Source organism: Streptomyces sp. NPDC045998, assembly GCF_056430285.1.
This window is the reverse complement of sequence record NZ_JBWKLJ010000015.1, coordinates 39,671-64,089: the sequence shown is the minus strand read 5'-3', so window position 1 is coordinate 64,089 and position 24,419 is coordinate 39,671. Positions and strand designations below refer to the sequence as shown.

General features: G+C 73.7%; 24 protein-coding genes. 14 read left to right on the top strand and 10 right to left on the bottom strand.

Annotated features, from left to right (window positions below):
- Window positions 1-93: 93 nt before the first annotated feature.
- Window positions 94-738, bottom strand: coding sequence for a ScbR family autoregulator-binding transcription factor (locus AC07FJ_RS32265; protein ID WP_479052750.1), 645 nt, complete (start codon window positions 736-738; stop codon window positions 94-96).
- Window positions 739-1,043: 305 nt separating this feature from the next.
- On the opposite strand from AC07FJ_RS32265, the gene AC07FJ_RS32260 reads away from it, so the two are divergent.
- The 5 genes from AC07FJ_RS32260 (at window position 1,044) to polX (ending at window position 6,704) form a co-directional block, all read left to right on the top strand.
- On the top strand, window positions 1,044-1,841 hold the full coding sequence (locus AC07FJ_RS32260; protein WP_479052749.1) for a thioesterase II family protein: 798 nt from the start codon (window positions 1,044-1,046) through the stop codon (window positions 1,839-1,841).
- Window positions 1,842-1,949: 108 nt separating this feature from the next.
- On the top strand, window positions 1,950-2,762 hold the full coding sequence (locus AC07FJ_RS32255; protein ID WP_479052748.1) for an AfsR/SARP family transcriptional regulator: 813 nt from the start codon (window positions 1,950-1,952) through the stop codon (window positions 2,760-2,762).
- A gap of 91 nt (window positions 2,763-2,853) precedes the next feature.
- The gene (gene gdhA / locus AC07FJ_RS32250; protein ID WP_479052747.1) at window positions 2,854-4,224 is read left to right on the top strand and encodes an NADP-specific glutamate dehydrogenase; all 1,371 of its coding nucleotides are present in this window, start codon (window positions 2,854-2,856) and stop codon (window positions 4,222-4,224) included.
- Between the two features lie 179 nt (window positions 4,225-4,403).
- Window positions 4,404-4,913, top strand: coding sequence for a phospholipase (locus AC07FJ_RS32245; RefSeq protein WP_479052746.1), 510 nt, complete (start codon window positions 4,404-4,406; stop codon window positions 4,911-4,913).
- Window positions 4,914-4,940: 27 nt separating this feature from the next.
- The gene (gene polX, locus AC07FJ_RS32240; RefSeq protein WP_479052745.1) at window positions 4,941-6,704 is read left to right on the top strand and encodes a DNA polymerase/3'-5' exonuclease PolX; all 1,764 of its coding nucleotides are present in this window, start codon (window positions 4,941-4,943) and stop codon (window positions 6,702-6,704) included.
- Between the two features lie 27 nt (window positions 6,705-6,731).
- Here the strand turns inward: polX and AC07FJ_RS32235 are convergent, their stop codons facing one another.
- From AC07FJ_RS32235 to AC07FJ_RS32205, 7 genes are all read right to left on the bottom strand, one after another.
- Window positions 6,732-8,126 (bottom strand): vanadium-dependent haloperoxidase, encoded by a 1,395-nt coding sequence (locus tag AC07FJ_RS32235; RefSeq protein WP_479052744.1) that lies wholly within the window; start codon window positions 8,124-8,126, stop codon window positions 6,732-6,734.
- A gap of 111 nt (window positions 8,127-8,237) precedes the next feature.
- Window positions 8,238-9,440 carry a DUF6895 family protein gene (locus tag AC07FJ_RS32230; protein ID WP_479052743.1) on the bottom strand — a complete coding sequence of 401 codons (1,203 nt, stop codon included), beginning with the start codon at window positions 9,438-9,440 and terminating at the stop codon, window positions 8,238-8,240.
- The gene (locus AC07FJ_RS32225; protein WP_479052742.1) at window positions 9,437-10,243 is read right to left on the bottom strand and encodes an ABC transporter permease; all 807 of its coding nucleotides are present in this window, start codon (window positions 10,241-10,243) and stop codon (window positions 9,437-9,439) included. Before AC07FJ_RS32225 ends, AC07FJ_RS32230 begins: the two co-directional genes overlap by 4 nt.
- Complete coding sequence (locus tag AC07FJ_RS32220; RefSeq protein ID WP_479052741.1) at window positions 10,240-11,172, bottom strand: ABC transporter ATP-binding protein; 933 nt, start codon at window positions 11,170-11,172, stop codon at window positions 10,240-10,242. Before AC07FJ_RS32220 ends, AC07FJ_RS32225 begins: the two co-directional genes overlap by 4 nt.
- Window positions 11,173-11,186: 14 nt before the next feature.
- Window positions 11,187-12,533 carry a lanthionine synthetase C family protein gene (locus AC07FJ_RS32215; protein ID WP_479052740.1) on the bottom strand — a complete coding sequence of 449 codons (1,347 nt, stop codon included), beginning with the start codon at window positions 12,531-12,533 and terminating at the stop codon, window positions 11,187-11,189.
- A complete protein-coding gene (locus AC07FJ_RS32210; RefSeq protein WP_479052739.1) occupies window positions 12,530-15,868 on the bottom strand; it encodes a lantibiotic dehydratase in 3,339 nt (1,112 codons plus the stop codon). The genes AC07FJ_RS32215 and AC07FJ_RS32210 overlap by 4 nt, the downstream gene beginning before the upstream one ends.
- A 98-nt stretch (window positions 15,869-15,966) precedes the next feature.
- Window positions 15,967-16,137: a gallidermin/nisin family lantibiotic gene (locus tag AC07FJ_RS32205; RefSeq protein WP_361424432.1), complete on the bottom strand. Its 171-nt coding sequence runs from the start codon at window positions 16,135-16,137 to the stop codon at window positions 15,967-15,969.
- Between the two features lie 230 nt (window positions 16,138-16,367).
- Here AC07FJ_RS32205 and AC07FJ_RS32200 point away from each other — a divergent pair, with 230 nt between their 5' ends.
- The 7 genes from AC07FJ_RS32200 to AC07FJ_RS32170 all read left to right on the top strand — a co-directional run bounded on the left by AC07FJ_RS32200 (window position 16,368) and on the right by AC07FJ_RS32170 (window position 21,878).
- Window positions 16,368-16,925 carry an RNA polymerase sigma factor gene (locus AC07FJ_RS32200; RefSeq protein WP_361424435.1) on the top strand — a complete coding sequence of 186 codons (558 nt, stop codon included), beginning with the start codon at window positions 16,368-16,370 and terminating at the stop codon, window positions 16,923-16,925.
- Window positions 16,922-17,962 (top strand): anti-sigma factor, encoded by a 1,041-nt coding sequence (locus AC07FJ_RS32195; protein WP_479052738.1) that lies wholly within the window; start codon window positions 16,922-16,924, stop codon window positions 17,960-17,962. The genes AC07FJ_RS32200 and AC07FJ_RS32195 overlap by 4 nt, the downstream gene beginning before the upstream one ends.
- Before the next feature lie 239 nt (window positions 17,963-18,201).
- The gene (locus AC07FJ_RS32190) at window positions 18,202-18,846 is read left to right on the top strand and encodes a hypothetical protein (RefSeq protein WP_479052737.1); all 645 of its coding nucleotides are present in this window, start codon (window positions 18,202-18,204) and stop codon (window positions 18,844-18,846) included.
- Window positions 18,843-19,637: a hypothetical protein gene (locus AC07FJ_RS32185; protein ID WP_479052736.1), complete on the top strand. Its 795-nt coding sequence runs from the start codon at window positions 18,843-18,845 to the stop codon at window positions 19,635-19,637. The genes AC07FJ_RS32190 and AC07FJ_RS32185 overlap by 4 nt, the downstream gene beginning before the upstream one ends.
- The gene (locus AC07FJ_RS32180; protein ID WP_479052735.1) at window positions 19,634-20,536 is read left to right on the top strand and encodes an ABC transporter ATP-binding protein; all 903 of its coding nucleotides are present in this window, start codon (window positions 19,634-19,636) and stop codon (window positions 20,534-20,536) included. Before AC07FJ_RS32185 ends, AC07FJ_RS32180 begins: the two co-directional genes overlap by 4 nt.
- A gap of 13 nt (window positions 20,537-20,549) precedes the next feature.
- Complete coding sequence (locus AC07FJ_RS32175) at window positions 20,550-20,972, top strand: DUF2511 domain-containing protein (RefSeq protein WP_479052734.1); 423 nt, start codon at window positions 20,550-20,552, stop codon at window positions 20,970-20,972.
- 111 nt (window positions 20,973-21,083) lie between these two features.
- The gene (locus AC07FJ_RS32170; RefSeq protein ID WP_479052733.1) at window positions 21,084-21,878 is read left to right on the top strand and encodes a helix-turn-helix transcriptional regulator; all 795 of its coding nucleotides are present in this window, start codon (window positions 21,084-21,086) and stop codon (window positions 21,876-21,878) included.
- Between the two features lie 69 nt (window positions 21,879-21,947).
- Here AC07FJ_RS32170 and AC07FJ_RS32165 read toward each other — a convergent pair whose 3' ends face one another.
- On the bottom strand, window positions 21,948-22,706 hold the full coding sequence (locus AC07FJ_RS32165; RefSeq protein WP_479052732.1) for an ABC transporter ATP-binding protein: 759 nt from the start codon (window positions 22,704-22,706) through the stop codon (window positions 21,948-21,950).
- Between the two features lie 3 nt (window positions 22,707-22,709).
- A complete protein-coding gene (locus AC07FJ_RS32160; RefSeq protein ID WP_479052731.1) occupies window positions 22,710-23,513 on the bottom strand; it encodes a lantibiotic immunity ABC transporter MutE/EpiE family permease subunit in 804 nt (267 codons plus the stop codon).
- 285 nt (window positions 23,514-23,798) lie between these two features.
- On the opposite strand from AC07FJ_RS32160, the gene AC07FJ_RS32155 reads away from it, so the two are divergent.
- Window positions 23,799-24,122 carry a hypothetical protein gene (locus tag AC07FJ_RS32155; RefSeq protein ID WP_361424461.1) on the top strand — a complete coding sequence of 108 codons (324 nt, stop codon included), beginning with the start codon at window positions 23,799-23,801 and terminating at the stop codon, window positions 24,120-24,122.
- 51 nt (window positions 24,123-24,173) lie between these two features.
- Window positions 24,174-24,416, top strand: a complete 243-nt coding sequence (locus AC07FJ_RS32150; RefSeq protein WP_479052730.1) for a hypothetical protein — start codon at window positions 24,174-24,176, stop codon at window positions 24,414-24,416.
- The last annotated feature ends 3 nt before the right edge of the window (window positions 24,417-24,419 follow it).

Genomic DNA, 24,419 nt, shown 5'->3' with positions numbered 1-24,419 from the left:
CCGAACGACGGCTAACCCCAAACCCAAACACCCCTCCTCCCCCCCCGCCCCCTCCCCCCCCCCCCGCTGCTGTGGTGAGGGGCCCGGCGGGCCTCAGACGGGCTCCGGGACCGGCGGCCCCTCGCCGCCGTCCGCCCGTACCCGGTCCGCCAGTTGCTCCGACGCCAGCCGCGGCAGGAGCAGCCGCCACAGGCCGGTGGACGTGTGCCGGTCCCACCAGCGCGGGTCCGTCCGGCCCAGCGCCTCCAGGCCGACGGTGGCCGCGGCGACGACCGTCGTGGCGTCCTCGGGCCGCACGCCGTCGGCGAGCGCGCCCCGGCGGGCCGCGAGGGACAGGCCCTCGTCCACCCAGTCCACCCAGTACTGCCGCAGGTCCGAGCGGCTCTTCCAGGTGGCGTCCGCGCTCAGCCCGAAGCCGGCCCGCAGGATCACGTCCAGCCGGAGCCGCGCCACGAGGGCGTGCGAGGTGTCCACCAGGGTCTGCAGGCCGCCGCCCACGTCCCCGTGCTCGCTCCAGGGGGCGGCGATGCCGCGCAGGACCGCCATCGCCTCGACTTCGACCTCCTCCGCCAAGGCGCCCTTGTTGACGAAGTGGAAGTGCAGTGCACCGTTGCTCACACCTGCGCGGCGGCTGATCGACGTGAGGGAGGACGGGGCGAATCCCTCCTGGTCGAACACCTCGGCGGCGGAACGAATCAGCGCTTGGCGCGTACGGGCCGCCCGCTCCTGTTTCGTCATGTCGTGCTCCGTGGTCACAGTGGTCGGGCTGAAAGGGGCGCGAAAAGCCAGTGTAGGAAACCGCGCAGGCGGTTTGTTAGTTCGACGGTAACCTGGCTGGAACCCCGTGGTTCGATGCGTACAAATCGCCGCCCAGCTAAGCGGAAACCGTCGTACCGGTCATGCCCCGCTCATCATGTGGTCACTCCGCGGTCTGCCGCCGGCCGATCTCATGTGACGCACAAGCGCTGTACCGGAGGCTTGCCCAGGTCTCCCCGGGTGAGCCCTCATCCGGGCGAGTGACAGAGCGGTGAGGGGAGCACGATATGGCCAGCGACTGGTTCCGGCGATTCGGCGCGGAGGCGCCCGGTGGCGGGGTACGCCTCGTCTGCTTCCCGCACGCCGGTGGTGCCGCCAGCGCGTACCTCGGCCTCCAGCGGGAACTGACCCCGGACCTCGACGTCCTGGCCGTCCAGTACCCCGGCCGGCAGGACCGCCGCGCGGAGCCGCCCGTCGACGACATCGGCCGCCTCGTCCAGGCCCTCGCCGGCGAGGTGGAGCGCGAACTCGCCCCCGGCGCGGCCGCGGCGGACGCGCCCCGCCCGTACGCGTTCTTCGGCCACAGCATGGGCGCCGTCCTCGCCTACGAACTCGCCAGGGAACTGGAACGGCGCGGCGTGCCCGGGCCCTGCCACCTGTTCCTGTCCGGCCGGTTCGCGCCCACCCCGCAGGGCGACGACACCGACCGGCTCGACACCGACGAGAAGATCCTCGCGATGATCCGCCGCCTCGGCGGCACGGTCGGCGCCGTGTTCGACGACCCCGACGTGCTGGAGATGGTGATGCCCCCGCTCCGCGCCGACTACCGGGCCATCGGCACCTACACCTGGCGCCCCGGCCCGCCGCTCGACACGCCGCTGACCGTCCTCGTCGGCGACCGCGACCCGGTGGTGCCCGTCGACGCCGCCGTCGGCTGGTGCGCCCACACGACGGCGCCCGCACAGGTGAAGGTGCTGACGGGCGGGCACTTCTACCTCGACCAGCGCACCGCCGACGTGGCCGGCATCGTGCGCGACGCCCTCGTACGGCAGGCCACATCGACGGGCGGCCCTGTTCCCCTCTGATGGGTCCGCAGTGGGCACCCCGGCGAACAATCGGAAACGGACGCCCGGTTCGTACGGGCGTCCGGATCCACCACCACGGGGCAGCGCGCCAGGACAGGAGCATGAGACGTGCGGTTCAACCTCATCGGTCCGTTCGAGATCATCGCCGACGACGGCAGCGTCCACCTCCCCACCACCCCCAAGGTGTGCCAGACCCTCGCCCTGCTCCTCACCCGGCCCGGCGAACTGGTCCCGGTCGACTCCCTCATCCGGGAACTGTGGGGCGACTGCCCGCCCCGCAGCGCGCCCGCCACCGTGCAGACGTACGTCCACCAGGCCAGGCGCATGCTCAACGAGCACCGCCTCGGCTCGCGCGGGGACCAGCCGCTCGTCACCCGCCCGCCGGGCTACGCGCTGGAGGTCGACCCGGACGACGTGGACATCACCGTCTTCGAACGGCTCGTCACCGGTGCCCGCGCGGCCCTGGAGGACGGCCGGCCCGAGGCGGCCGCCCACGACCTGTGCGCGGCGCTCACCCTGTGGCGCGGCCCCGTCCTGTCCAACGTCCCCGCCGGCAAGGTCCTCGAAGGGCGCATCGTCTACCTGAGCGAACTGCGCATCCGCGCCCTCGAACTGCGCATCGAGGCGGAGGACCGGCTCGGCCGCCTCCGCGAGGTCATCCCCGAACTGCGCGCCCTGGTCCACGACTACCCCCTCAACGAGTGGTTCCACGGCCGGCTGATCTCCGCGCTGCACCGGGCCGGCCGCCGCGCCGAGGCCCTGGAGGCGTACCTCGACCTCTACCGCATACTCGACACCGAACTCGGCCTGGAGCCGTCCCCGGAACTCCGGCGCCTGCACGCCGAACTGCTCCACACCGGCGGCGCTCCGGGCGCCGACCCGGCCGTGTCACCCCTCTGGATGGCGTCCTTCGCCGTCTGAACCGTTCCGTCCGGCGCCCCGTACCCCTGCCGAGACCCGCGCCGCACCCGCCGTACCCCTCCGTCCCCGTCCCACCACAGGAGCCCCGCCCATGCCATCGACCGCAACCGCCCTCCAGGCCACGACCGCCTGGCTCGAGTCCGTCGAAGCGGACATCCTCCGCCGCAACCCCGGCGAGCCGGAGTTCCACCAGGCCGTACGGGAGGTGCTGGAGACGCTCGCGCCCGTCGTGGCCGCCCGCCCCGAGCTGCGGGAGGCCCGGCTGGTCGAGCGGCTGGCGGAGCCGGAGCGGCAGCTCGTCTTCCGCGTGACCTGGCAGGACGACCGGGGCGGCATCCAGGTGAACCGGGGCTTCCGGGTGGAGTTCAACAGCGCCCTCGGCCCCTACAAGGGCGGCCTGCGCTTCCACCCCTCCGTCAACCTCGGCATCGTCAAGTTCCTCGGCTTCGAGCAGATCTTCAAGAACGCCCTCACCGGCCTGGGCATCGGCGGCGGCAAGGGCGGCAGCGACTTCGACCCGCGCGGCCGGTCGGACGCCGAGGTCATGCGGTTCTGCCAGGCGTTCATGACGGAGCTCCACCGCCACCTCGGGGAGCACACCGACGTGCCCGCCGGCGACATCGGCGTCGGAGGCCGCGAGATCGGCTACCTCTTCGGCCAGTACCGGCGCATCACCAACCGGTGGGAGGGCGGCGTCCTCACCGGCAAGGGCACCGGCTGGGGCGGCTCGCTGATCCGCACCGAGGCCACCGGCTACGGCAACGTGCTGTTCACCGCCGAGATGCTGCGCAAGCGCGGCGAGGACCTGGCCGGCCAGCAGGTCACCGTGTCCGGCTCCGGCAACGTGGCCCTCTACACGGTGGAGAAGGCACAGGCCCTGGGCGCGGTGGTGCGCACCGTGTCGGACTCCGGCGGGTACGTCGTGGACGACAAGGGCATCGACCTCGACCTGCTCAAGCAGGTCAAGGAGGTCGAGCGCGGCCGCGTCAGCGACTACGCGGCCCGTCGCGGCGCCTCGGCCCGGTACGTGGCCGGCGGCAGCGTCTGGGACGTGCCCGCCGACGTGGCGCTGCCCTCCGCGACCCAGAACGAACTCACCGAACGGGACGCCCTGACGCTGGTCCGCAACGGCGTCAAGGCCGTCTCCGAGGGCGCCAACATGCCCACCACGCCCGAGGCCGTGCGCGTCCTGCGCGACGCGGGCGTCGCCTTCGGCCCCGCCAAGGCGGCCAACGCGGGCGGCGTCGCCACCAGCGCCCTGGAGATGCGCCAGAACGCCTCCCGCGAGGCGTGGCCCGCGGCGCGCGTCGAGGACGAGCTGACCCGGGTGATGCGGCGCATCCACGACACCGCGTACGAGACGGCGGAGCGCCACGGCCGCCCCGGCGACTACGTGGCGGGCGCCAACATCGCCGCCTTCGAGCAGGTCGCCGACGCCATGCTCGCCCAGGGCGTCATCTGACCCCTCCACCCCCGGCCCCCGCCCCAGACCCTCTGGCGGCGGGGGCCGGACGCGTACCCCGACGGCGCGCGGGCGCTGACGTGGCGTCAACTCGCCAGGCCGGTTCAGCGTTGGCAGGCGGCGGTGAAGCTCACCTCAGCCGGATACCTCCGGGCCCGCTCCCCCCACTCGGAGCCCCCATGCGCCGTCGCCTCAACAGTCCCGCCGCCAGACCGCTCGCCGGACCGCTCGCCGCGGTCGCCCTCGCCGTCCCCGCCGCCCTCCTGCCCGCCACCGACGCGGTGGCGGTCCCCGCCGACAAACCGCGGGTGCTCGCCGCCTGGACCCAGCCCGCGCTGAGCAGCTACCAGGCCTGGGACGCCGCCCGCAGGAACCAGGCCGCCTGGAGCGCGTACGCCTTCGACTGGACGACCGACTACTGCTCCGGCGCGCCCGAGAACCCGCTCGGCTTCCCGTTCAAGGACGCCTGCGCCCGCCATGACTTCGGCTACCGCAACTACAAGGCGGCCGGCGCCTTCCCGGCCAACAAGCCCCGCCTCGACAACGCCTTCCACGCCGACATGAACCGCGTCTGCGCGACGTACTCCGGCACGCTCCGCACCCGTTGCCAGGGCGTCGCCTGGATCTACTACCAGGCCGTCGTCCACGGCGGCAGGTCCGCGGCACCTGCCGGCTCCCCCCTCGCCTGACCGGGCCGGGCGTCGCATCCTGGAGTCATGGTCCGAGCCAACGACGAGGTCCAGGCGCTGCTCCAGGAGTACGCCGACCTCATCGCGATCACCGGAGGCGACGCCTTCAAGGCACGCGCCTACGAGAAGGCCGCCCGCGCCGTCGGCGGGTACCACCGCGACGTCTCCACGCTCGACGCCCAGCAGCTCCGCGAGATCCCCAACGTCGGCAAGTCCATCGCCGACAAGATCACCGAGTACCTCGCCTCCGGCCACGTCTCCGCCGTCGAGGAGCGCCGCGAGGCCATCCCCGCCGGCGTCCGCGAGCTGATCACCATCCCCGGGCTCGGCCCCAGGAAAGCCCTGGTCCTCTACGAGGAGCTGGGCGTCTCCTCCGTCGACCAGCTGCTCGACGCCCTCCACCAGGAGCGGCTGCGCGACCTGAAGGGCTTCGGCGAGAAGACCGAGGAGAACATCCTCCACGGCATCGCCCTGATGCAGAAGGCCGGCGACCGCATCCTCCTCGACTCCGCCATGGACACCGCCGAACAGCTCGTCTCCGAGCTGTCCCGCGTCACCGGCTGTGCCGGATGCTGCTACGCCGGGTCACTGCGCCGCATGCGCGAGACCATCGGCGACATCGACGTCCTGGTGGCGGCCGAGCGGTCGGCGCCGTTCATGGAGGCCCTCGCGAGCCTCCCGTACACCGCCGAGATCCTCGCCCACGGCGAGAAGAAGACCTCCCTCCGCACCACCAAGGGCCTCCAGATCGACGTCCGCGTCCTGCCGCCCGACTCCTGGGGCGCGGGCCTGCAGTACTTCACCGGGAGCAAGGCCCACAACATCCGCACCCGCGAGATCGCCGTGCGCCACAAGCTCAAGCTCTCCGAGTACGGGCTCTTCGACGCCGGGAGCGGCGAGAAGATCGCCTCCGAGACGGAGGAGGACGTCTACGCCCGCCTCGGCCTGCCCTGGATCCCGCCGACCCTGCGCGAGGACCGCGGCGAGATCGCCGCCGGACTGCGCGGCGACCTCCCCGACCTCGTCGAGGAACGCGACATCAAGGGCGACCTGCACACCCACACCGACCTCACCGACGGTCTCGCCCCGCTGGAGGACATGGTCGCCGCGGCCGCCGAACGCGGCTACGCCTACTACGCGGTCACCGACCACGCCCCCGACCTCGCCATGCAGCGCATGACCAAGGAGAAGATCCTCGCCCAGCGCGACCGCGTACGCGCACTCGACCGCGCCCACCACGGGATGCGCCTCCTGCACGGCACCGAACTCAACATCGGCCCCGACGGCACCGTCGACTGGCCCGACGACTTCCTCGCCGGCTTCGACCTGTGCGTGGCCTCCGTCCACTCCCACTTCACCCTCGGCCGCCAGGCCCAGACCCGCCGTCTCGTCCGCGCCTGCGAGAACCCCCACATCGCCGTCATCGGCCACCCCACCACCCGGCAGCTCGGCAGACGCCCGCCCATCGACGCCGACTTCGACGCGGTCTTCGCGGCCTGCGCCCGCACCGGCACCGCCCTGGAGATCAACGCCCACCCCAATCGCCTCGACCTCTGCGACGAGGACATCCTGCGGGCGAAGCGGTACGGCGTGAAGTTCGCCGTCGACTCCGACGCCCACGCCGTCACCCACCTGCCCTACCTGCGCTACGGCATCGGCACGGCACAGCGCGGCTGGCTCACCAAGGACGACGTCATCAACACCTGGCCGCTGGGCAGGCTGCGCCGCTTCCTCCACGGCCAGGGCCACGGCCAGGGCCAGGGCCGCGGCCGTACCGCCGGCGAGGGATGATCGGCGACCACCCCCGCCGGCGCGCCGTCAGGACGGGATCGCCCGCAGCTTCGTGGTGAAGACGTGCGCGGCGACGTCCTCGCCGAGCTTCAGCCCGTCCGTCGCGTCCCACGGGTAGTGGACGCCCAGGTACACGCGACTGTCGGCGTTCTCACGCGCCGCCTGGCTGAAACTGGTGTACGACCGCGTCCGCACGGGGGCGTGCGGGTCCTCGGTCGTCAGGCTGAAACTCACCCCGTCACCGTCGAAGAAGCGCTGCATGATCCCGGCCCACGCGCCCGCGAACGCCGCGTGCCCCGACGCCCACGCGGGGAAGCACGGCGTGGTGTTCACCCCCGCCCGGTTCGCCGACAGCGGCTTCCACGCCGGGTCGAGGCCCCCGTCCCGGATCGCGGACACCGGCCGCCACAGGTCGATCGGCGTCAGGTACTTCACGTCCCACTCGGCGATCGCCGCGTCGGCCATGGCGATCGACACCAACGCGAACAGCCGCGCGTTCTGGTACGTGTTCAGGCCGCGCGCCTGCGCGACCTCCTTGGTGTGCTGGAGCAGCTGCCCCGGCGGCTTGTACGTACCGTCAAGGTCGTTCGCCCAGAACCAGGCGATCGCCGTTTGATCGGCCGTCCGCTCCGCCGAGTTCGCCGCGCCCAGCCGCCGCACCGTATCGACCTGGCTCTTGTAGGCGGGGCTCGCCAGCATCTTCTCGTACGTGCCGTACATGCCCGGCGTCGGCGGCCGGAACTGCGCGCCGGAGGTGAGCGCGAACGGCTTCACCTCGCCCCAGCGCGGCGTGGCCGCCTCGCTCGCCTGGTCGCAGCCCGGGTCGGGAAGATCGGGGTAGCTCGTCGGCCGCCACGCGCCGGGCACCCCTTCCGCCGTGTACACCCGCTGGTCGTCGGCCTTGTCACCGGCGCGGGCGTTGCGCATCTGGGTCACCATCTGGTTGACCACGGTGGTGTCCAGCAGGTCGAAGTCGGTCGGCTGCGTCCCGAACCGCTGCGTGAACCTGCTGTTCAGGTACGCCTTCTGCTCCGGGAAGAGGTCCAGCAGGACGTTGTAGGCGGTGCGCCCCACCACCCGCTCCTCCTCGCCCGGGCCCTCGTTCCAGGCCGCGTAGTTCGAGGCGCCGAGGTACGGCTCCGAGGTCATCCGGTGCCAGCGCAGGCGGTACGAGCTCTCCGCGTCGTACATCGCGGCGTTCAGCATCGCGGCGGCGCGGGCCAGCGGACCGGGGGCGCCGCCGCGCGTGCGCATGAGCTGCAGCAGCACGTCGTTCCAGTAGTGCACCGGGTCCCCGGTGTAGTTCGGGGGAGCGGCGACCGCGCTCTGCGGCGGTAACGCGAGCGAGGTCCCGGCGGCCGCGGCCAGCGCGACGGCGAAGGCGACGACGCGTCTTCGGTGGGTACGGCGGCGTGAGGTCACGGTGCTGATCCTTTCGGCGGAGCCAGACGCGCTGAGGCGATGTCGCGCAGGTGCTACCCCCGGCACGCACCCGCACGCGACCGGCCTGCGGAATGACCGATTTCGGCCACCTCAAGGTCCGGCCCACGCCGACAACAGCGCCGCCGCCGCACCCACCAGCGGATCGTCACCGTGTCCGGCGCGCCGGGCCGCGCCCAGCACGGCGGCCACGACCTCCGTGTCCCGCGCCTGGACACCGGCCGCCAGCAGCGGTGCCCACACCTCGGGGCCGGCCCCCGGCACCCCGCGCGCCCAGCGGCCGATCCCCGCCGCGTCCGCCCCCGGCAGCGGCGGGCACCCCGGCGGCCGCTCGGCCGCGACGGGCCCGGCACGGACGGCGGCGGCCAGCGCCGCGGCCAGCGTCGTGTGGTAGCAGGTCCCGAAGACGTACGCCGCCGCCTTGTCGCCGTCCAGTCCGGCGAGCACCTCCGGGCGGTGCACCGGGCTCGGCACCGCGCCGTCCGGCCGGGCCGCCCCCGCCAGCGCGGCCCACGCGTCGTACACCAGCGCGTCACACCCGTACGCCCCGGTGAGCGCGGTGTCGCACAGCAGCAGCTCCGCCAGCAGGTCCAGCCCGCCGCGCACCAGCTGCGCGCCCAGCAGCACCCGCACCGTCCCGCGCAGCCGCGCCACCTCCCCGGCCCCGCCCAGCAGGTCCCGGCGGTGGCCGAAGTCCGTGGCGTAGAACAGCGCGTGCGTCAGGGCGTACGTCTCGCTCGCCGTCAGCTGGAGCACGTCCGGGTCGAGCGCCGCGACGCTGCGCCGGTACAGCGTCCCCAGGTCCGGCAGCCGCGCCGGAGCCGTGAAGCCGCCGCGGTCGGCGAAGTACCGCAGCTCCAGCCGCCCCAGCACCGGCTTGTACGCGCGGCAGTGGCCCCCGGCGTCCGCCGCCAGCAGTTCCTCGCACACCGCGCGCGGCCCCGGCTGCGGCCGGCCCAGCACCTCCAGCAGCGCCACCAGGTTGAGGTGGTACGGGAACAGCTCGTCACCGCGGCGCAGCCCCCGCCCGAACTCCGCCTCCGTGACGGCCTCCTCCGCCAGGTCCAGCGCCCGGCGCGCGAGCGGCGCGTCCCTCGCCACCACCCCCGCCCGGTCCAGCACCCGCACCAGGCCCAGCAACTCCAGCAGCGGGCCCGGCCGGAAGGGCCGCCGCGGCAGGAACTCCTCCCACCGGCCCGGCGCGAACCACTCCAGGTTCGCCTCCACCCAGCGCAGCGCCCCCGCGAGCACCCGCCGGTCCGCCGGTCCCACCCGCACCTCCACTCCTGTTCTCACCGCCCGCTCCGTACCCGCAGCAGCGCCAGCACCGCCACCAGGATCCCGCCCAGCACCCCCAGATCCGCCCACCACGGCAGCAGCCCGCCCCCGCCCAGCAGCGTCTGCCGGGCCAGATCGACGGCGTACGTCATCGGGTTGGCGTACATCAGCCACGCCAGCCACCGCGGCGCGTCCTCGGCGCTGAAGACCGAGCCCGACAGGAACAGCATCGGGAACATGGCCAGCTGCACCGTCGCCTGGAGCGTCTGCATCCGCGTGATCACGGTCGCCAGGCACAGCCCGATGACGCTGAACACGGTCGCCGCCAGCGCGTAACACCCCACCGCCGCCACGAACCGGCCGGCCGTCAGCTCCACGCCCATCAGCGGCGCGAACGCCAGCATCAGCACGCTCTGCGCGGTCACCGTCCCGGCCCCCGCCACCACCTTCCCCAACGGCAGGCACACGCGGGGCACCGGCGCCACCAGCAGCTCGCGCAACACCCCGAACTCCCGGTCCCACGCGTACGACTGCCCCGACGCCACCCCGATGGAGACGACCTGGATGGCGACGATCCCCGGGAAGACGTACGCGCTGAACGGCACGGGCGCGGCGCCCACCGCGTCGACCGAGCCGATCATGCCGTCAAAGCCGACCGCGTACACCAGCACGAAGAACAGGATCTGCACGGCCTGGCTGAACAGCACCCCCGGCCGCTTCACCTGCCGCAGCAGATCGCGGTGGGCGATGACCCCGATGGCGGCGAGCGAGGGCCTGACGGAGGTCACCCGCGCAGGCGCGGCCGTGGTCGCGGCGCTCATGACGCGCTCCCCGCCGCCGCCACGTACACGTCGTTCATGGACGGATGGCGCACGGACACGGTCAGACCGGGCACGTCCAGGGCCCGCACCACCGCCGCGATCCGCGCCTCCGGATCGGGGCAGTGCACCGCCACCCCGCCCGGCTCGACCAGCGCCTCGAAGCCCGCCGCCCGCAACTGCCGCACCGCCGCCTCCTCGTCCGCGCAGCTCACCACGATCCGCGACGCCTCCAGCGCGCCCTTCAGCTCCGCCACCCCGCCGCGCCGCACGACCCGGCCGCCGCGCAGGATGACGATCTCGTCGGCGTACTCCGCCTCGTCCATGTAGTGCGTCGCGAACAGCACCGTCACGCCCAGCTCGGTGCGCAGCCGCAGCAGGTCCGCCCAGACGGTCGCGCGCGCGGCCGGGTCCAGGCCGTTGGTCGGCTCGTCCAGGACGATCAGACCGGGCCGGTGCAGCAGGGCGCGGGCGATCTCCACCCGCCGGGCCAGCCCGCCCGACAGCTCCTCCACCGGCTGGCGGCGCCGGTCCGCCAGCTCGAACAGGTCCAGCAGCAGCGCGATCCGCTCCCGCGCGTCCGCCCGCCGCATCCCGAACAGCCGCGCGTGGAACCAGAGGTTGCGCTCCACCGACAGCTCCTTGTCCAGCGTCCGCTCCTGGAACACCAGCCCCAGGCGGCGGCGCGCGGCCATCGGCGCCTCGCGCACGTCGTGCCCGAAGATCCGTACCGTCCCGGCGTCGGGCCGCGCGGCCGTCGACAACACGCCCAGCAGACTGGACTTGCCCGCGCCGTTGGGCCCGAGCAGCGCCGTGATCCGGCCCGGGGGAGAGGCCATCGACACCCCGTGGACGGCGGTCACCCGGCCATGGCGCACGACCACGTCGGCCAGCTCGAACGCCGGTGTTCCGTCGGCCCTCCAGTTCACCACCTCCGCCGCCTCCCTCATGCGAGCCCCAGCGTCCGGTCCCACGGCAGCGGTACGCCGTCCTCGACGGGCAGCAGCGCCAGCGCCACACCCGCCGCGCCCTCCAGCATCCCCGCCGTGTCCACGGCCCGGTGCGGCACCGGCGAACGCGCCGCCGCCGGGAAGCGCATCAGATGCCGGAAGCCGAACGGCGCCTCCTCATCGGCACACGCGAGCACCTTCGCCACGAGCCGTTCCCGCCCCGCCACCAGCTCCGCGTCACCCGTCGCCGCCGCGGCCCGCGCCACGATCCGCAACAGGCCCGCGTAGCCGTGGCACACCGTCGCGCCCTCGATCGCCCACAGCGCCTCGTCGCGCCGCAGCGCCGCCCGCAGCCCCTCGACGGCCGCCGCGCACCACTCCGGCCGGCCCATCGCCCGCCCGGCCCGCAGCAGCGCCGCGGCCACGCCCGGCGTGCCGTAACACCACGCCGTCCGCGTGAACAGCGCGCTCGGACGCCGCTCCGCCACCTCGTGCTCCAGGCCCGCGCGGGCCGGCCAGTACGGGCCCGCCTCGTCGCGCAGCGTCCAGCCCAGCAGCCAGTCGGCGATCCGCCCGACGGCCGCACGCATGCCCTTCACCTCGCGTCCCGCCTCGTACGCGGAGCACAGCACCGCCAGGGGGCCGGCGATCCCGTGCGCCATCCCCAGGTTGAGGTCCCCGCGCGGATAGTCGCGCCGGTCCCGCTCGCTGACCTGGAGCTCCGGCGGCACCCACCATCCCGGCACCTCCTGCCCGTCGACCCGTACCGGCTCGGTCAGGCGCACCAGGTGCCCCAGGGACGCGGTCAACGCCGACGCGACGACCGGTGAGGCCTCCGCCGGGTCGGCCGCCGCGTCCAGCAGCAGCCGCGTCGTCCCGGAGACGCCGTTGATCAGGTCGTACGCCGCCCAGTCCACGCCCGGGCCGGTACGGGTACGGAACACCGCCAGCCGGTCCAGCTGGTCCTCGGCCAGCCAGTCGGCCAGCTTCCGGCGCAGCCCGGCATAGTGCCCCTCCGGCCCGGCGCAGGTCTGCGCGGCGGCGAACAGCGCGGCCGGACCGGAGAACAGCCCCCGGTTCGGCGCCGTGTGCATCACCCGCCCGGCCGCCGCCAGATGCCGGTGCGCCACCGGCCGCCACGCCTCGTCGGCGCGCGCCAGCTCGCCGTACAGCAGCGCGGTGCCGGGCAGCCCGTTGGCGAGCGTCAACGGCCCCCACATCACGGCGTCGTACACCGGGTCCCGGTTGTCGTCGCGCGAGGCGACCGCCGCGACCCGCTCCGGGTCGGCGAGCCGCCCCGCCACCCGCTCCACGGCCTCCGCCGTACCGACCGCTGTCGTCATGACCGGTGCCTCCGCCGGTTGAGGTGGTCCTGTACGGCGCCCCGGGCGATCCCGAGCACGGTCAGCTCGCGGGCGCTCTCCCCGCCGAAGAGGCGGTTGCACACCATGTGCAGCAGACTGCCCACGACCCGGCCCTCGGGCGTACCGCCCGCCTCCCGTACGACGCGGGCCAGTTCGCGCACCGCCTCGTCGCGCGGGCGCAGCGCCTCCAGCGCGGCGGCACCGGCCGGGTCCCCGCCGCCGGTGAACGCGGGCCAGCCGCCGTACGGATCGACCGTGCGCCCCCAGTGCGCGGCGCGGCCCCGGTACGCGGCCGGCAGGTCGCGGCGCCCGCCGGTCATCGACAGCCAGGCCGCCGCCGCGTCGTCACCGCAGTCCTCGGCGAGGAGCCGATGACCGGGGTCCGGAGGGCCGAAGGCGTGCGCCAGCGCGGCGCACGAGACGACGGCCAGATCGTCGACGCCGTACGCGTTGCCCGGGTCCTTCGCCAGCCGCAGCAGCGCGAGCGCGGCCTCGCTGTCGTACCGGAAGACCCGCTCCGCGAGCCGCAGCGCGGCCGGGCCGCCGTACCGCTCCACCTCCGGGTCGTACGCGGCCACGGCGTGCCCGCGCACCAGCCCCCGCTCCCGCCACCGCGCCAGCAGCGCCCCCACGGCGGGTGCCGCCTCGCCCCACAGCCGCCCCGGGTCGGGGCCGTGCAGCCGCAGCCGCAGGTGGTGGCCGCCCTCGTCGGTGTAGCGGATGAAGAACCAGCCGTCGGCGCCGTGCCTGGCCGCCACCGCGACCAGCTCCGGAACGTGGTCGCGCAGCAGGTCGTCCTGGGTCCGCGCCGCGCCGTACAGCTTCAGGTACAGCCACTCGCCACCCAGGCCGTGCACGGCCCGCGCGGGCAGGTGGCTCCCGGCGTACGGGCGGCGACGCGGCCCCCCGGAATCGCGGCGTCTCAGCGGAACCACCAGCTCCGCCAGATGCCCGGCCAACGGACTGTCCAGCCAGCCCTCGTACTCGCCCGGCACCTCCTGCGCGACCAGGTCCGGGTGGCGCGCGACTTGGTCCCGCAGCAGCTCCCGGTGGAACGCGTCGTCCAGGTCCAGCAGCAGCCGCTGGTCCGCCGTGACGGCCAGGACTCGGCGCGGCACGCCCCAGGCGGCGCGCCAGTCGGCCACCGCGCGCGACCAGCTCTCCTCGTCGGCGTCCCGCAGCGCGTCGAGCCGCCACACGGCCGGGGCCAGGACGAACCTCCCGTACCGCACGCGCGGCACGAACGGCGCGTCGGCGAGCCCGCCCCAGTTCCACGGCTCCCACAGCCGCTGCCCCTCCAGGCCGATCTCCCACAGCAGCCGTACGGCGTTGGGCGCCTGGGCCGGCGCGCTCACCATGTTGCCGAGGACCGGGACGATCTCGCGGCCGGTGGGCAGGTGCACGGCCGTCAGCCGCTCCAGCGTCGCGCCGATGCCGATGTCGGCGAGCCGCAGCTCCTCGACGCCGCCATCCGGCACGTCGGGTACGCCGACGGCGATGCGGCGGCCGGTGGCCGGGACGGTGTGCGCCAGGTTCGCCGCCCGGCCCGAGCGCGGCCGGAACGCCAGGTCCACCGGGACCGCCCCCTCGACGTGCACCGGGTTGTCACGGTGCAGCGCCGCGAACTCAGCGCGCCAGGCCGGGTCCTGGTCCGCGAAGCGGGCGAAGGTCGACCCGGCGCGGTGCGAACCGGGCGACGGCGCCAGGAAGACCCGGAACACCCCGTCGTCCAGCGCTTCCACGGACGGGGCCACGACCTGGACGGTCACCTCGCAGGAGCTCGGCAGGGGCAGGTCGGTGGGGTCGGACGCCCGGTCGGCGTCGCCGTGGCGCTCGTGGTGCAGCTCCGCGAGGTCCTCCTCGGCCAGGACGACCTCGCGCCGTCCGGCGCGCAGTGCGCCCGCGACCAGCCGCGCCATCGCACGGTCCCGGCGCGCGGTGCGCGGATCGTCCGGTTCCCCGGGCGGGGCCTCGCTGTTGGGCCAGCCGTAACCGGCCGGTGCCCCGAGCCCCGTCGACTCGTCGACGAGATCCAGGACCGGTACCAGTCGGTCGGCGCCGTACACGTCGAGGAAGCGGCGGTGGTAGTCGCGCAGCGCGAAGAGCCCGAGCTTGGGCCGGGACAGCCGCCACATCACCTCGGTGGCTCGCTCGACCACCTCCCGTACGGAGTACGGGAGGTGGAGCGCGGTGTCGAGCCGGGTGTCGATGTGCAGCGGCGTGTCGTCCGGTTCCACCGCCCGCGCCGTCGCCAGCAGCCGGCCCAGCTCGGCGTGTCCGGCCCCGACGGGGCGGGCGTCGTACGCGTGCCGTTCGCGCTCCACCGCCAGCAGGCCCTCGTGCACGCGGCGCGTCTCGGCGGACGCACCCCGCACGGTCGCGAGCAGCCCGAGCACGTGGTGCAGCGGGTCGCCGCCGTCCAGGGGCGGGCGCAGCGCGGTGATGAGGACCTCCTGACGGACCAGCTCCGCCAGCAGCCCCCGGACCCGCTCGGCGGGCGCCCCGGGAAACCCCTGCGCGGTGTGGCGCACGAGCTCCTCGTACGGCACCGGCGCCACGGCCCCGGCCACCGCCCGCGCGACGACAGGGGTGTGCCGCACCGACACCGTGGAGCGGCCCTCGCCGGTCTCCGGGAGCCGTACGCCCTGATTCGAGGGCGCGGTCAGGACCAGCCGGTCCCCGCGTACGACGAGGGCCTGGTGCGCCTGGACCGTCAGCGCGACGAGGACGGCCGGGTCGCGCTCCAGGCGGTGGACGACCCGCGTGAGCCACTGCAGGTCGACGTGCGTGCGGGTGCGGTGGGCCGTGCCGCGCGCCACCTTGGCGGTCGAGTCGAAGTGCCCGGCCGCCACACCCGCGAACAGCCCGAAGGGTGTGGGGCGGGTACGCATCCTGATGTCGTAGCGCGACACCGCGAGCGCGGCCCGGCGCAGCCGGGCCGCTTTGAGGCCCCCGGGGCCTTGCTCGGCGACACGGCGGACGAGGGCGCTGAGGCTGGGGGAGGCGAGTTCGAGCGCCTCGCCGAGCAGGGGGTCGGCGGCGGCGCGGGCGAGCACCGCGGCGCACGCGCCGAGGTCCAGGGGGCCGTCGGCTTGCGGTGCGCCGGCTTGCGGTGCGCTGACTTGCGGTGCGCCGGCTTGCGATGCGCCGAAAGGGGCTTCCGGCGTCTGATGGGTCTCACGCGTCTCGCGGGATTCTCCGGACCCGCTGGTACCGGCCGTCTCCGGGGCCAGCGGTGCCCGGTGCAGGAAGACGTCCTTCGCCTCGAACAGTGCCGGCCGTGCCGATGATGTCTCCGGTGCCGCTTCCCCCACGGGTCTCCCTCTCCTCCTCCGTACGGCCCTGAACGCCCGTGGGACCGGGACGGGCGACCCGCCGGCCCCGGCCCCACGGACGCGTCACGCTAGGCGGTTCAGCAGCAGTGGCTGCAGCCGGAGCCGCCGCCCTCGCTGGTGCAGCCCGGGGTGCAGTAGGAGATGCTCGTGATGGCCGGGCCGGCGACGGACTGCTCCACGCCGATCTCCAGGTCCAGGTCGAACAGGTTTCCGTCGTTCTGCGACGGAGCAGGGGCGTTGATTCCCATGCTGAACTCCTCCGTTGAAACCGAATGGATGTTCGTGGACCGCGATCCGGTGCCCCACGGAATCACGCCGCGAGATGCCCGATCAATGGCTTCCGCCCGGCTTGGCAGTCATGGCAGTTCGCTGGCAGGACGGCCGCACCGCCCTCGCCCGCACGTCGCTTTCCGGTCGTACATCAATTCGGTGGCGCGGCACCGTGAACCGACGCGCCCGATCTGGATACGTACGTGATGTGTGTTCGGACGAAGCTCTGCTGACCGCCGTGGCCCGCGGCGACCAAACCGCCCTCCGTGCCCTCTACGAGCGGCACGCCACCGCCATGCTCCGCCTCATCCGCCGACTCACCTCCGACCAGGGAGTCGCCGAGGAGATCCTCCAAGAGGCATGGCTCGCCGTATGGCGCTCGGCGGGCGGCTTCCGAGGCGACTCCAGCGTGCGCGGCTGGCTCCTCGGCGTCGCCAGACGCCAAGCCCACAACCAACTCCGCAGATCCCGGCCACAACTCACCGACCTCGCCGAAGCCCAGGACGTCCCCGACCCCGCACCCAGCGTGGAGGACCACATCCTGAAAGAAGCCGAACGCACCGAACTCGCCGCAGCCGTACGCGCCCTCCCCGAACACCTCCGCGAAGTGCTCGCGCTCGTCCTCATCGAGGAACTGGCCTACCCCGAAGTGGCCACCGTGCTCGCCATCCCGGTGGGTACCGTCAAAAGCCGGATGTCCCACGCGCGAAGGCGGCTGGGCAGCATGCTCGCCGCCACGCGGCTGGAAGGAACGGGACGACGATGACCGACCACCACCACCCCCACCAGCCCCATCAGCCCCACTCCCTCACCGAACACCTCACCGACGACGTCCTGGCGCGCCTCGCCACCCGCACCCCCCGCCCGGACGACACCACCCCCCACCGCGCGCACCTCACGCACTGCCCCGACTGCCGAACCCGCCTCGCCCTCTGGCAGGACATCGGCGCGGCGGTACGCGTCACGGAAACCCCGGCACCGGCCGAAGCGGCCACCCCGACCGAGGCCGTCATCACCCCGCCACCCTTCGACGCCCTGCTCGGCCCCGCCCTCGCCGACCTCACCAGCCCCAGCGCCACCACCGCCACCAGCGGCGGCCCTCGTCGAGCCGTTTCCCCGTCCCTGGCCCCGGTCCCGGCCCTGCCCCCGGCCCCGGGCCACACCCCCGGCGTCGCCCGCCCCTGGCGCACCGCATGGCAACTCGCCGTCAGACAGGCCACGCTGATGCCCAGCCTCTGGGCGCCCCTCAGCGCCGCCGGATTCGTCGGAGCCGCCCTCCTCGCGTCGGCACACGTACCGGACCGGTTCGCCGTACGGCTCTTCGGCGCCGTGGCCGTCCTCCTGGTGATGTTCGGCGCGCTCATGGTCGCCTCGCCCGCCCGGGACCCCCGGCGCGAACTGCTCTTCAGCCTCCCCGTGCCGCCGGCCGCCGTGTTCCTCGCCCGCCTCACCGTGGTGCTCGCCGTCGACGTGGCCCTCGCCATGGCCTGCTCGACACTCGTCGACGGGCCAGGGTGGTGGCCCGTGGTGTCCAGCTGGCTCGGCGAAGCCCTGCTCGCCGCCTCCCTCGCCCTCGCCCTCGCCGTCCGGCACTCACCGGCCGTCGGCGCGGCATCCGGCGCCACACTCTGGATGCTGGGCGTGTTCGGCGGACCCCAGGGCATCCTCGCCACCCCCTTCGACGGCCTGCTCGACGTCCTGCTGGCCACCACGCCGTGGACCCTCCTGCTGGCCGCCGCCCTGCTGGCCTGGGCCGCCACCGCCATGCGCTCCTTCGGCGCCTCCACCACACCGTCGTCGTAGGCCCCGCCCGCCCGACACCCCCGCGCCCGCGCCCGCGGCCTGCGGCCCGCGCCCGCGGCCTGTGCTCGTCGCCCACGTCGGCGCATTCGTACGCGCCGACCGTGAACCACCACAGGCCGCGCCGCTACGTACAGGGTGTACCGCCGCTTCCGGCCGGCATCCCGGTAGCCGACACCGGGCGGCGGTACACCACGCACGGCCGGCCCCCTGAGGAGGGAGCCGAAACGGGAGGAGCCGCCATGACCGCTGCCACCTGGTGGACGCACGAGGTGCGCCGCTGCGGGAGGCAGGCCTACGCACTGCCCCTGCTCGCCGCCCTCCTCGCGTACGCGGCGATGGCCACCGGCCCCGGCGGCGGCGCGCTCCTCGGCCGCGCCCTGCTGACCACCGCGCTGCCCGCCGCCACCGCACTGGCCTGCGCGGCGATCGTCGCCCGCGAGCCGATGCTCGAACTGCACCTCTCCCTGCCCACGCCGTACGCACGCACCGTCGCCCGCCGCCTCGCCTGGCCCGCCACCGTCACCCTCGTCGCCGCCATCGCGCTCGTGACACTCCTCGCGGCCACCGGGCGCGACCTCGACCCCGCACCCGCCCTGCTCGAACTGGCCGGGCTCGCCGCCCTGCTGAGCGGCGCCGCCGTCTGGGCGACCGTACGGACCGGCTCCGCCGCCCCCGCCACCGGCCTCGTCGTCGCAGCCGTCCTCGCCAAACTCCTGCTCGTCGACCGCGTCGTACCGGACGGAGCCGCGCAAGCCGTGCCCGCCCTCCTCGCCGGGGCCTGGCTCACCGCCCTCGCCCTGCGCGCCCTCGGCCCCGGCGGACCGGCCGGCACCCGCCTGCGCCACACCGCAGGACCGCACCTCGGCACCCGGGAGGAAGCATGACCGCACTGCTGTGGACCCTGCGGTACGAGGCCCTCATGGCCGCCCGCCGCAAAATCGTCTGGGGCGCCGTCCTGCCCCTGGCCCTGCTCAGCCTGCTGCTCGCCGCGACCTCACCCGTCGTCACCGGACACGGCGACCCCGCCGCCCGCACCGGCGCCGCCGCCGTCCTCGTCAACACCCTCTGCACCCTCGGCGTCGGCCTCGCCCTCGCCGACCGCCTCCGCCGCGACATCGAAGCCCGCGGCATGCCCGAACTGCTCGCCGCCACCCCGGCGCGCCTTCTCCCACGCACCGCCGGAGCCCTCGCCGGACCCCTCCTCACCGCCCTCGGCCCCGTCGCCGCCCTCTTCCTCCTCTACGCCACCGTCGTCTCGGCCACCAGCGGCACCCCCGCCCCCCTCGGCTCCGCCGCCGTCGCCCTGACCACCGCCGTGCTCCCCGCCGCGCTCCTCGTCACCGCGCTCGCCGGACTCCTCGGCGTACTCCTGCCAGTCGCCGCCGCCCGCGCCGTCACCGCCGTACTGTGGCTCTGGGCCTGCCACTTCCCGCCGGCCTTCTCACCGCTCCCTACCGCGACCGGCACCGTCCTGTCACCACTCGGCGGATACGCCCTGGTGGCGTGGGCACACGCGCCGCACGTGTGGGCGACCCGGCAGGGCACCGGCGCGCTGCGCCCCGCCGTCAGCGACACCACCGCCCTGCTGAACGTCGCCCTCGTCCTCGCCATGGCCGCCGTCTGCTACGCACTCGGACACCTCGTCGCCCGCGCCACACACCACGGAGCATCATGAACATCACCACCGAGCAGCTCACCAAAATCCACCCCGGCGGCCGCCGCGCCCTCGACGCCGTCGACCTCCACATCGAAAGCGGCACCGTCGGACTCCTCGGAGCCAACGGCGCAGGCAAAACCACCCTCCTCCGCATCCTCACCGGAGTCCTGCGCCCCACCTCCGGACGCGTCACCGTCGCCGGACACGACCTGTCCACCAGCGCCGGCCTCACCGCCGTCAAACGCACCCTCGGCTACCTCCCGCAGGAACTCGCCCTCTACCCCGACCTCACCACCCGTGAGTTCCTCGACTACATCGGCGTCCTCAAAGGCATCCACGACAAACGCGAACGCCGCCGACAAGTCGACGAGCACATCGCCGAGGTCGGCCTCCAAGACCGCGCCCGCGAACGCCTCGCCGGATTCTCCGGCGGCATGAAACGCCGCGTCGGCATCGCCCAAGCCCTCATGGGCAACCCATCCGTCCTCATCGTCGACGAACCCACCACCGGCCTCGACCCGCACGAACGCATGCGCTTCCGCACCCTCCTCGCCGGACTCGGCCACGGCCGCACTGTCCTCCTCTCCACCCACATCCTCGACGACGTCGCCCAGACCTGTCCCGAAGTAGCCGTCCTCTCCACCGGCCGGCTCGTCTTCCACGACACCACCAGCGCCCTCGTCAGCCAGGCCGCCGGCTGCACCTACACCACCCGTGCCACCGGCCCCGGCGGCCCGCCCGCCGGCGCCGAAGTCGTCAGCGCCGTCACCACCGCGGAAGGAACCGAATACCGCATCGTCACCACCACCCCGCCCGCCGGAGCACGCCCCGTCGAGCCCTCACTCGAAGACGGCTACGCCGCCCTCCTGGCCGCCGACGGCGCCACCCACCAGCCCACCAGCACACTCCGACAGTGAGGCAGCCACACCCGTGAAGACCACACACACCACCACCCGCCACCGCACCCACACCACCCTGGCCCTCCTCCTCAGCGGCCTCACCCTCACCGTCACCGTCGGCCTCACCGCGTGCGGAGGCGGCGGCCGCACCGACCCCGCCACCAAAGAACCCGTCCCCCTGCCCAGCCCCACCGCCGCCAGCCAGCAGCTCAGCGAGAAGAACCTCGGCTACATGTGGCCCCTGACCGTCGACCACGGCACCGCCGAATGCCGAAAAGGCGAACAAGCCGTCTTCACCGCCCCCGACGGGACCACTTACGCCCTCAACGACCGCGCCGAAGACGCCGGCTACCGCGATATCGACGCCGTACGCGCCACCGGCGACGGCGGCGACAAAGTCAGCCTCGGCACCCTTCTCAGCACCACCATGAAACTCTGCCGATTCTCCCGGTGACAGCACCCGGCACGGGACACCGCCGGGCACGCGCACCCCACCAGCAGCACCACGCACCCGATCATCGGCCCGACCACCGATGACCACGGGACGACCACGGGGGACACGCCCTTGCACCCGCACGCCACACACACCAGCCACATCCACATCCACGTCCTCGCCCACGCTGGCCTGCAAACCCACCTCGACTCCCCGAACGCCCCACTCAGCACGGTCCGCACCATCCTCGACCGCGTCGACTTCGTCGACGACGAAGACCTCACCGCACCGGGCGACGCCATCGAACTGCCCGTACTGATACCGGTCACCAGCGAATTCCAGGCCGAAGGCCTCCGTGCCGTACGCGTACGGCACCCCCTCTCCCTGCTCATCGCCGTCACCACCGACGTCTCGGGATACCGCACCTACTACGCCATCCGTTCCGGTGCGAACTTCGTCCTCAACCTCGCGATACCGGCCGCAAGCCAAATCGACATGCTGTACGCGCAGTTGCGGGCCCACAGCATGACCGCCACCCGGTGCGAGCCCACCGAACCGGCGGAACAAGCCGACCCGGCTGCGGCCGAACCTGCCGCGCCCTGGCTCCAGGCCATCCGCAGCCACGACGAGCACCAGCACCAGCACCAGCCCGAGGAGCCGGCCCGCCCCAGGACGTATCAACAGGCGTCGCACCTGCCGGCCCTGTGCGAGGGAGACCTGGAGCTGGCGCGCATGCTCTGTACGTCGATGACCGTGTCGGAGATCGCCCGACGCCACTACTGCTCCGAGCGGTCCATGTACCGCCGCATCCGCAGGCTGTATGACGATCTGGGTGTCACCGGCCGTACCGAACTGATGTCGATGGCCGCCGTGTTGGGTGCGCGCCTGAGCCCGGGCCGCCAGGCGTTGACGGCCCGCGCGGGCTGAAGCCCCCGCTGATGGGCCCCGTGACGCTCGCGTCGGCGGGGCCCATCAGCGGTGCCGTCCACCGGGCGGTCAGCGGATACCTGCATCGGCGCTTTCGAGCAGCCGGAAGAAGCCGGCTTCCACGTCTCCGTCGACGGCGAGGCCCGCCAGCGGCCCTTCGTACTGGGTGCGGCCCGACGCCAGGACCTGGACCCGATCACAGACCTGGGCGACTTCGGCGAGCTGGTGGCTGGCGATGAGCACGGCCACACCCTCGCCGGCCAGTGAGCGGATGATGCCCCGCATCTCGCGGATGCCGACGGGGTCGAGGCCGTTGGTCGGCTCGTCGAGGACGATCAGCCGCGGCCGGGCCAGCAGGGCGACGGCGATGCCCAGCCGCCAGCGCATGCCCAGGGAGTAGGCGCCGACCCTCCGATCACGCGCGTCGGTCATCTTGACGAGGCTGAGCGCCGGTTCGATCCACTCCTCGGGCACGCACCGCAGCCGGGCGTGGACCTTGAGGGTTTCGTCCCCGGTCAAGGTCGGCCACAGCCCCGGTACTTCGATCAGGGCGCCGACATCGGCCAGCGACTCCCGCCCCACGGGCTTGCCGAAGATCTCGATGGATCCCGAGGTGGGCCGCTGAAGGCCCAGCAGCGCCTTCATCAGGGTCGTCTTGCCGGCGCCGTTGGGCCCGAGCAGGCCGTAGACCTCGCCCGTCCCGACGGTGAGGTCGACCCCGTCGAGGGCGCGGTGGGAGCCGTAGTGCTTGTGGAGCTCGCGGATGCGCAGCGCGGGCATCGGCGTGACGGGGGAGCCCTGCGCGGCGGGGGTGGTCGGCGTGGTCATGGGTCAGATCTCCTTACGGCGCATGTGCAGACTGCCGACGACCAGCAGGATCGCGGTCAGGGCGAAGGCGAGGACCACGGCGACCGGAATGGCGGACATCGCCGTCACCGGACTGTCCTTGGGCAGCGGTACACCGTTGGGCCCGATCCCGGCGAGCGGCAGCACCACCCGCATGGGCCAGGCGAAGGGCACCGCGTACCAGAAGTCCTTGTCCGAGACGAGGGCCCCGCTCAGCAGCCCGGCCACGCCCACGCCGATGCTGGGGCCCATGCCCCACACCACGGCGACGAGCACGGCCAGGGCCGTCATGGACAGACCCACCAGCCACGGCAGGTACACCGCCGCGACCACCGTCCCCAGGGCCCCCGGGAACCGCCCGCTGACCGCCGCGCCGAGCGAGAGCATGACCAGCAGCACGGTCGAGGAGACGAACCCGAGGACACCGAGTGCGGCGACCTTGCCGACGAAGTACCGCCCGCGGGGCACGCCGTACGACAGCAGCAGCCGCCAGGCGTCCTGGTCGGCCCGGACCGACAGCGCCGCGGCCAGGCCCGCCGTCATCGGCACGAGCACGCCCCAGAACTCCAGGGTCACGTTCCGGAAGACCTCGAAGGTCTGGCCCGCCTTCGCCTCGGACGAGCCGAGCGCGCCGAGGAACAGCGGAACCGTGATGATCACGGGCGCGAGGAGGTGGTACCAGGGGAGGAACCCCCGCTTGTGGCGGGCGAGCTCGGTGCCCACCACGGTCACCAGCGAGGGATTGTCGCGCCGACCCGCCAGGGGCGGGGCAGCCGTGTCGTACGCCATGGGTTCTCCTACCCGGCCCCGTGGGCCTGGCCGCTTGCGGTTACGCCCTGTACGTAGCGCGGCCGCGCGGCCCGGTTCACCGCCGGGAACGCCGGATGCTGCCACCGTGCGCCGCGTCGGCTGGCAGTCGGCGGACAGCTGACACGGGACTGCCAACCCCGCTGCCAGGGGGCGCACGGGGCGGTGCCGGAGTGCCAGGGTCGTAGAGCCCGGACCGGTCGAATCCCCCGTCGGCCGGTCCGGGGCATGGCTCATCGTCGTCCCACCAGTCCTCGGGGAGGACCCATGAAGACACTCCGCCCGCTCCACCGCACCCTTGCGGCGGCCGCCCTCGCCCTCACCCTCGGCGGCCTCCTCGCGCCCGCCGCCTCAGCGGCCCCCGCGGCCCCCGCGGCACCGGCCACCCTCGGCGGGATCCAGGTCATGAAGACCTGGCACGCCACGGTCCAGTGCCAGATCGTCCGCATCAGCGACAACAACGTCGTCGGGTACGAGCGCGCCGACGGCACGGGCAACAGCAAGGAAGCGGCCATCCACGACGCGCAGCGCAACGTGCCCGTCCCGCAGGGCCACTACAAGCGCCACTGCGACACCAAGCGCGTCTGGTAGCGTCGAACGTCCCTTCTCACCGGCACGAACTGGCACAGGAACAGGTGCGCGATGTCCGAGGACCCGAGTGTCTGGGAAGTACGGCTGGGTATCTACGCCACCGAGAAGCAGGCCGAAGAGGTCAAGGAGCGCATCACCAGGCTGCTGTGCCCGGACCCCGACCACGCGCCGCCCTGCCCGGTCCCGTGGTCGGTGATGCTGCTGCACGGGACGGACCTCGACGACGCGTACGAGGAGCTCCTCGACCAGGCCCGCATCGAGGGGGCCGCAGCCGAGGACCGCGACGGCGAGTAAGGC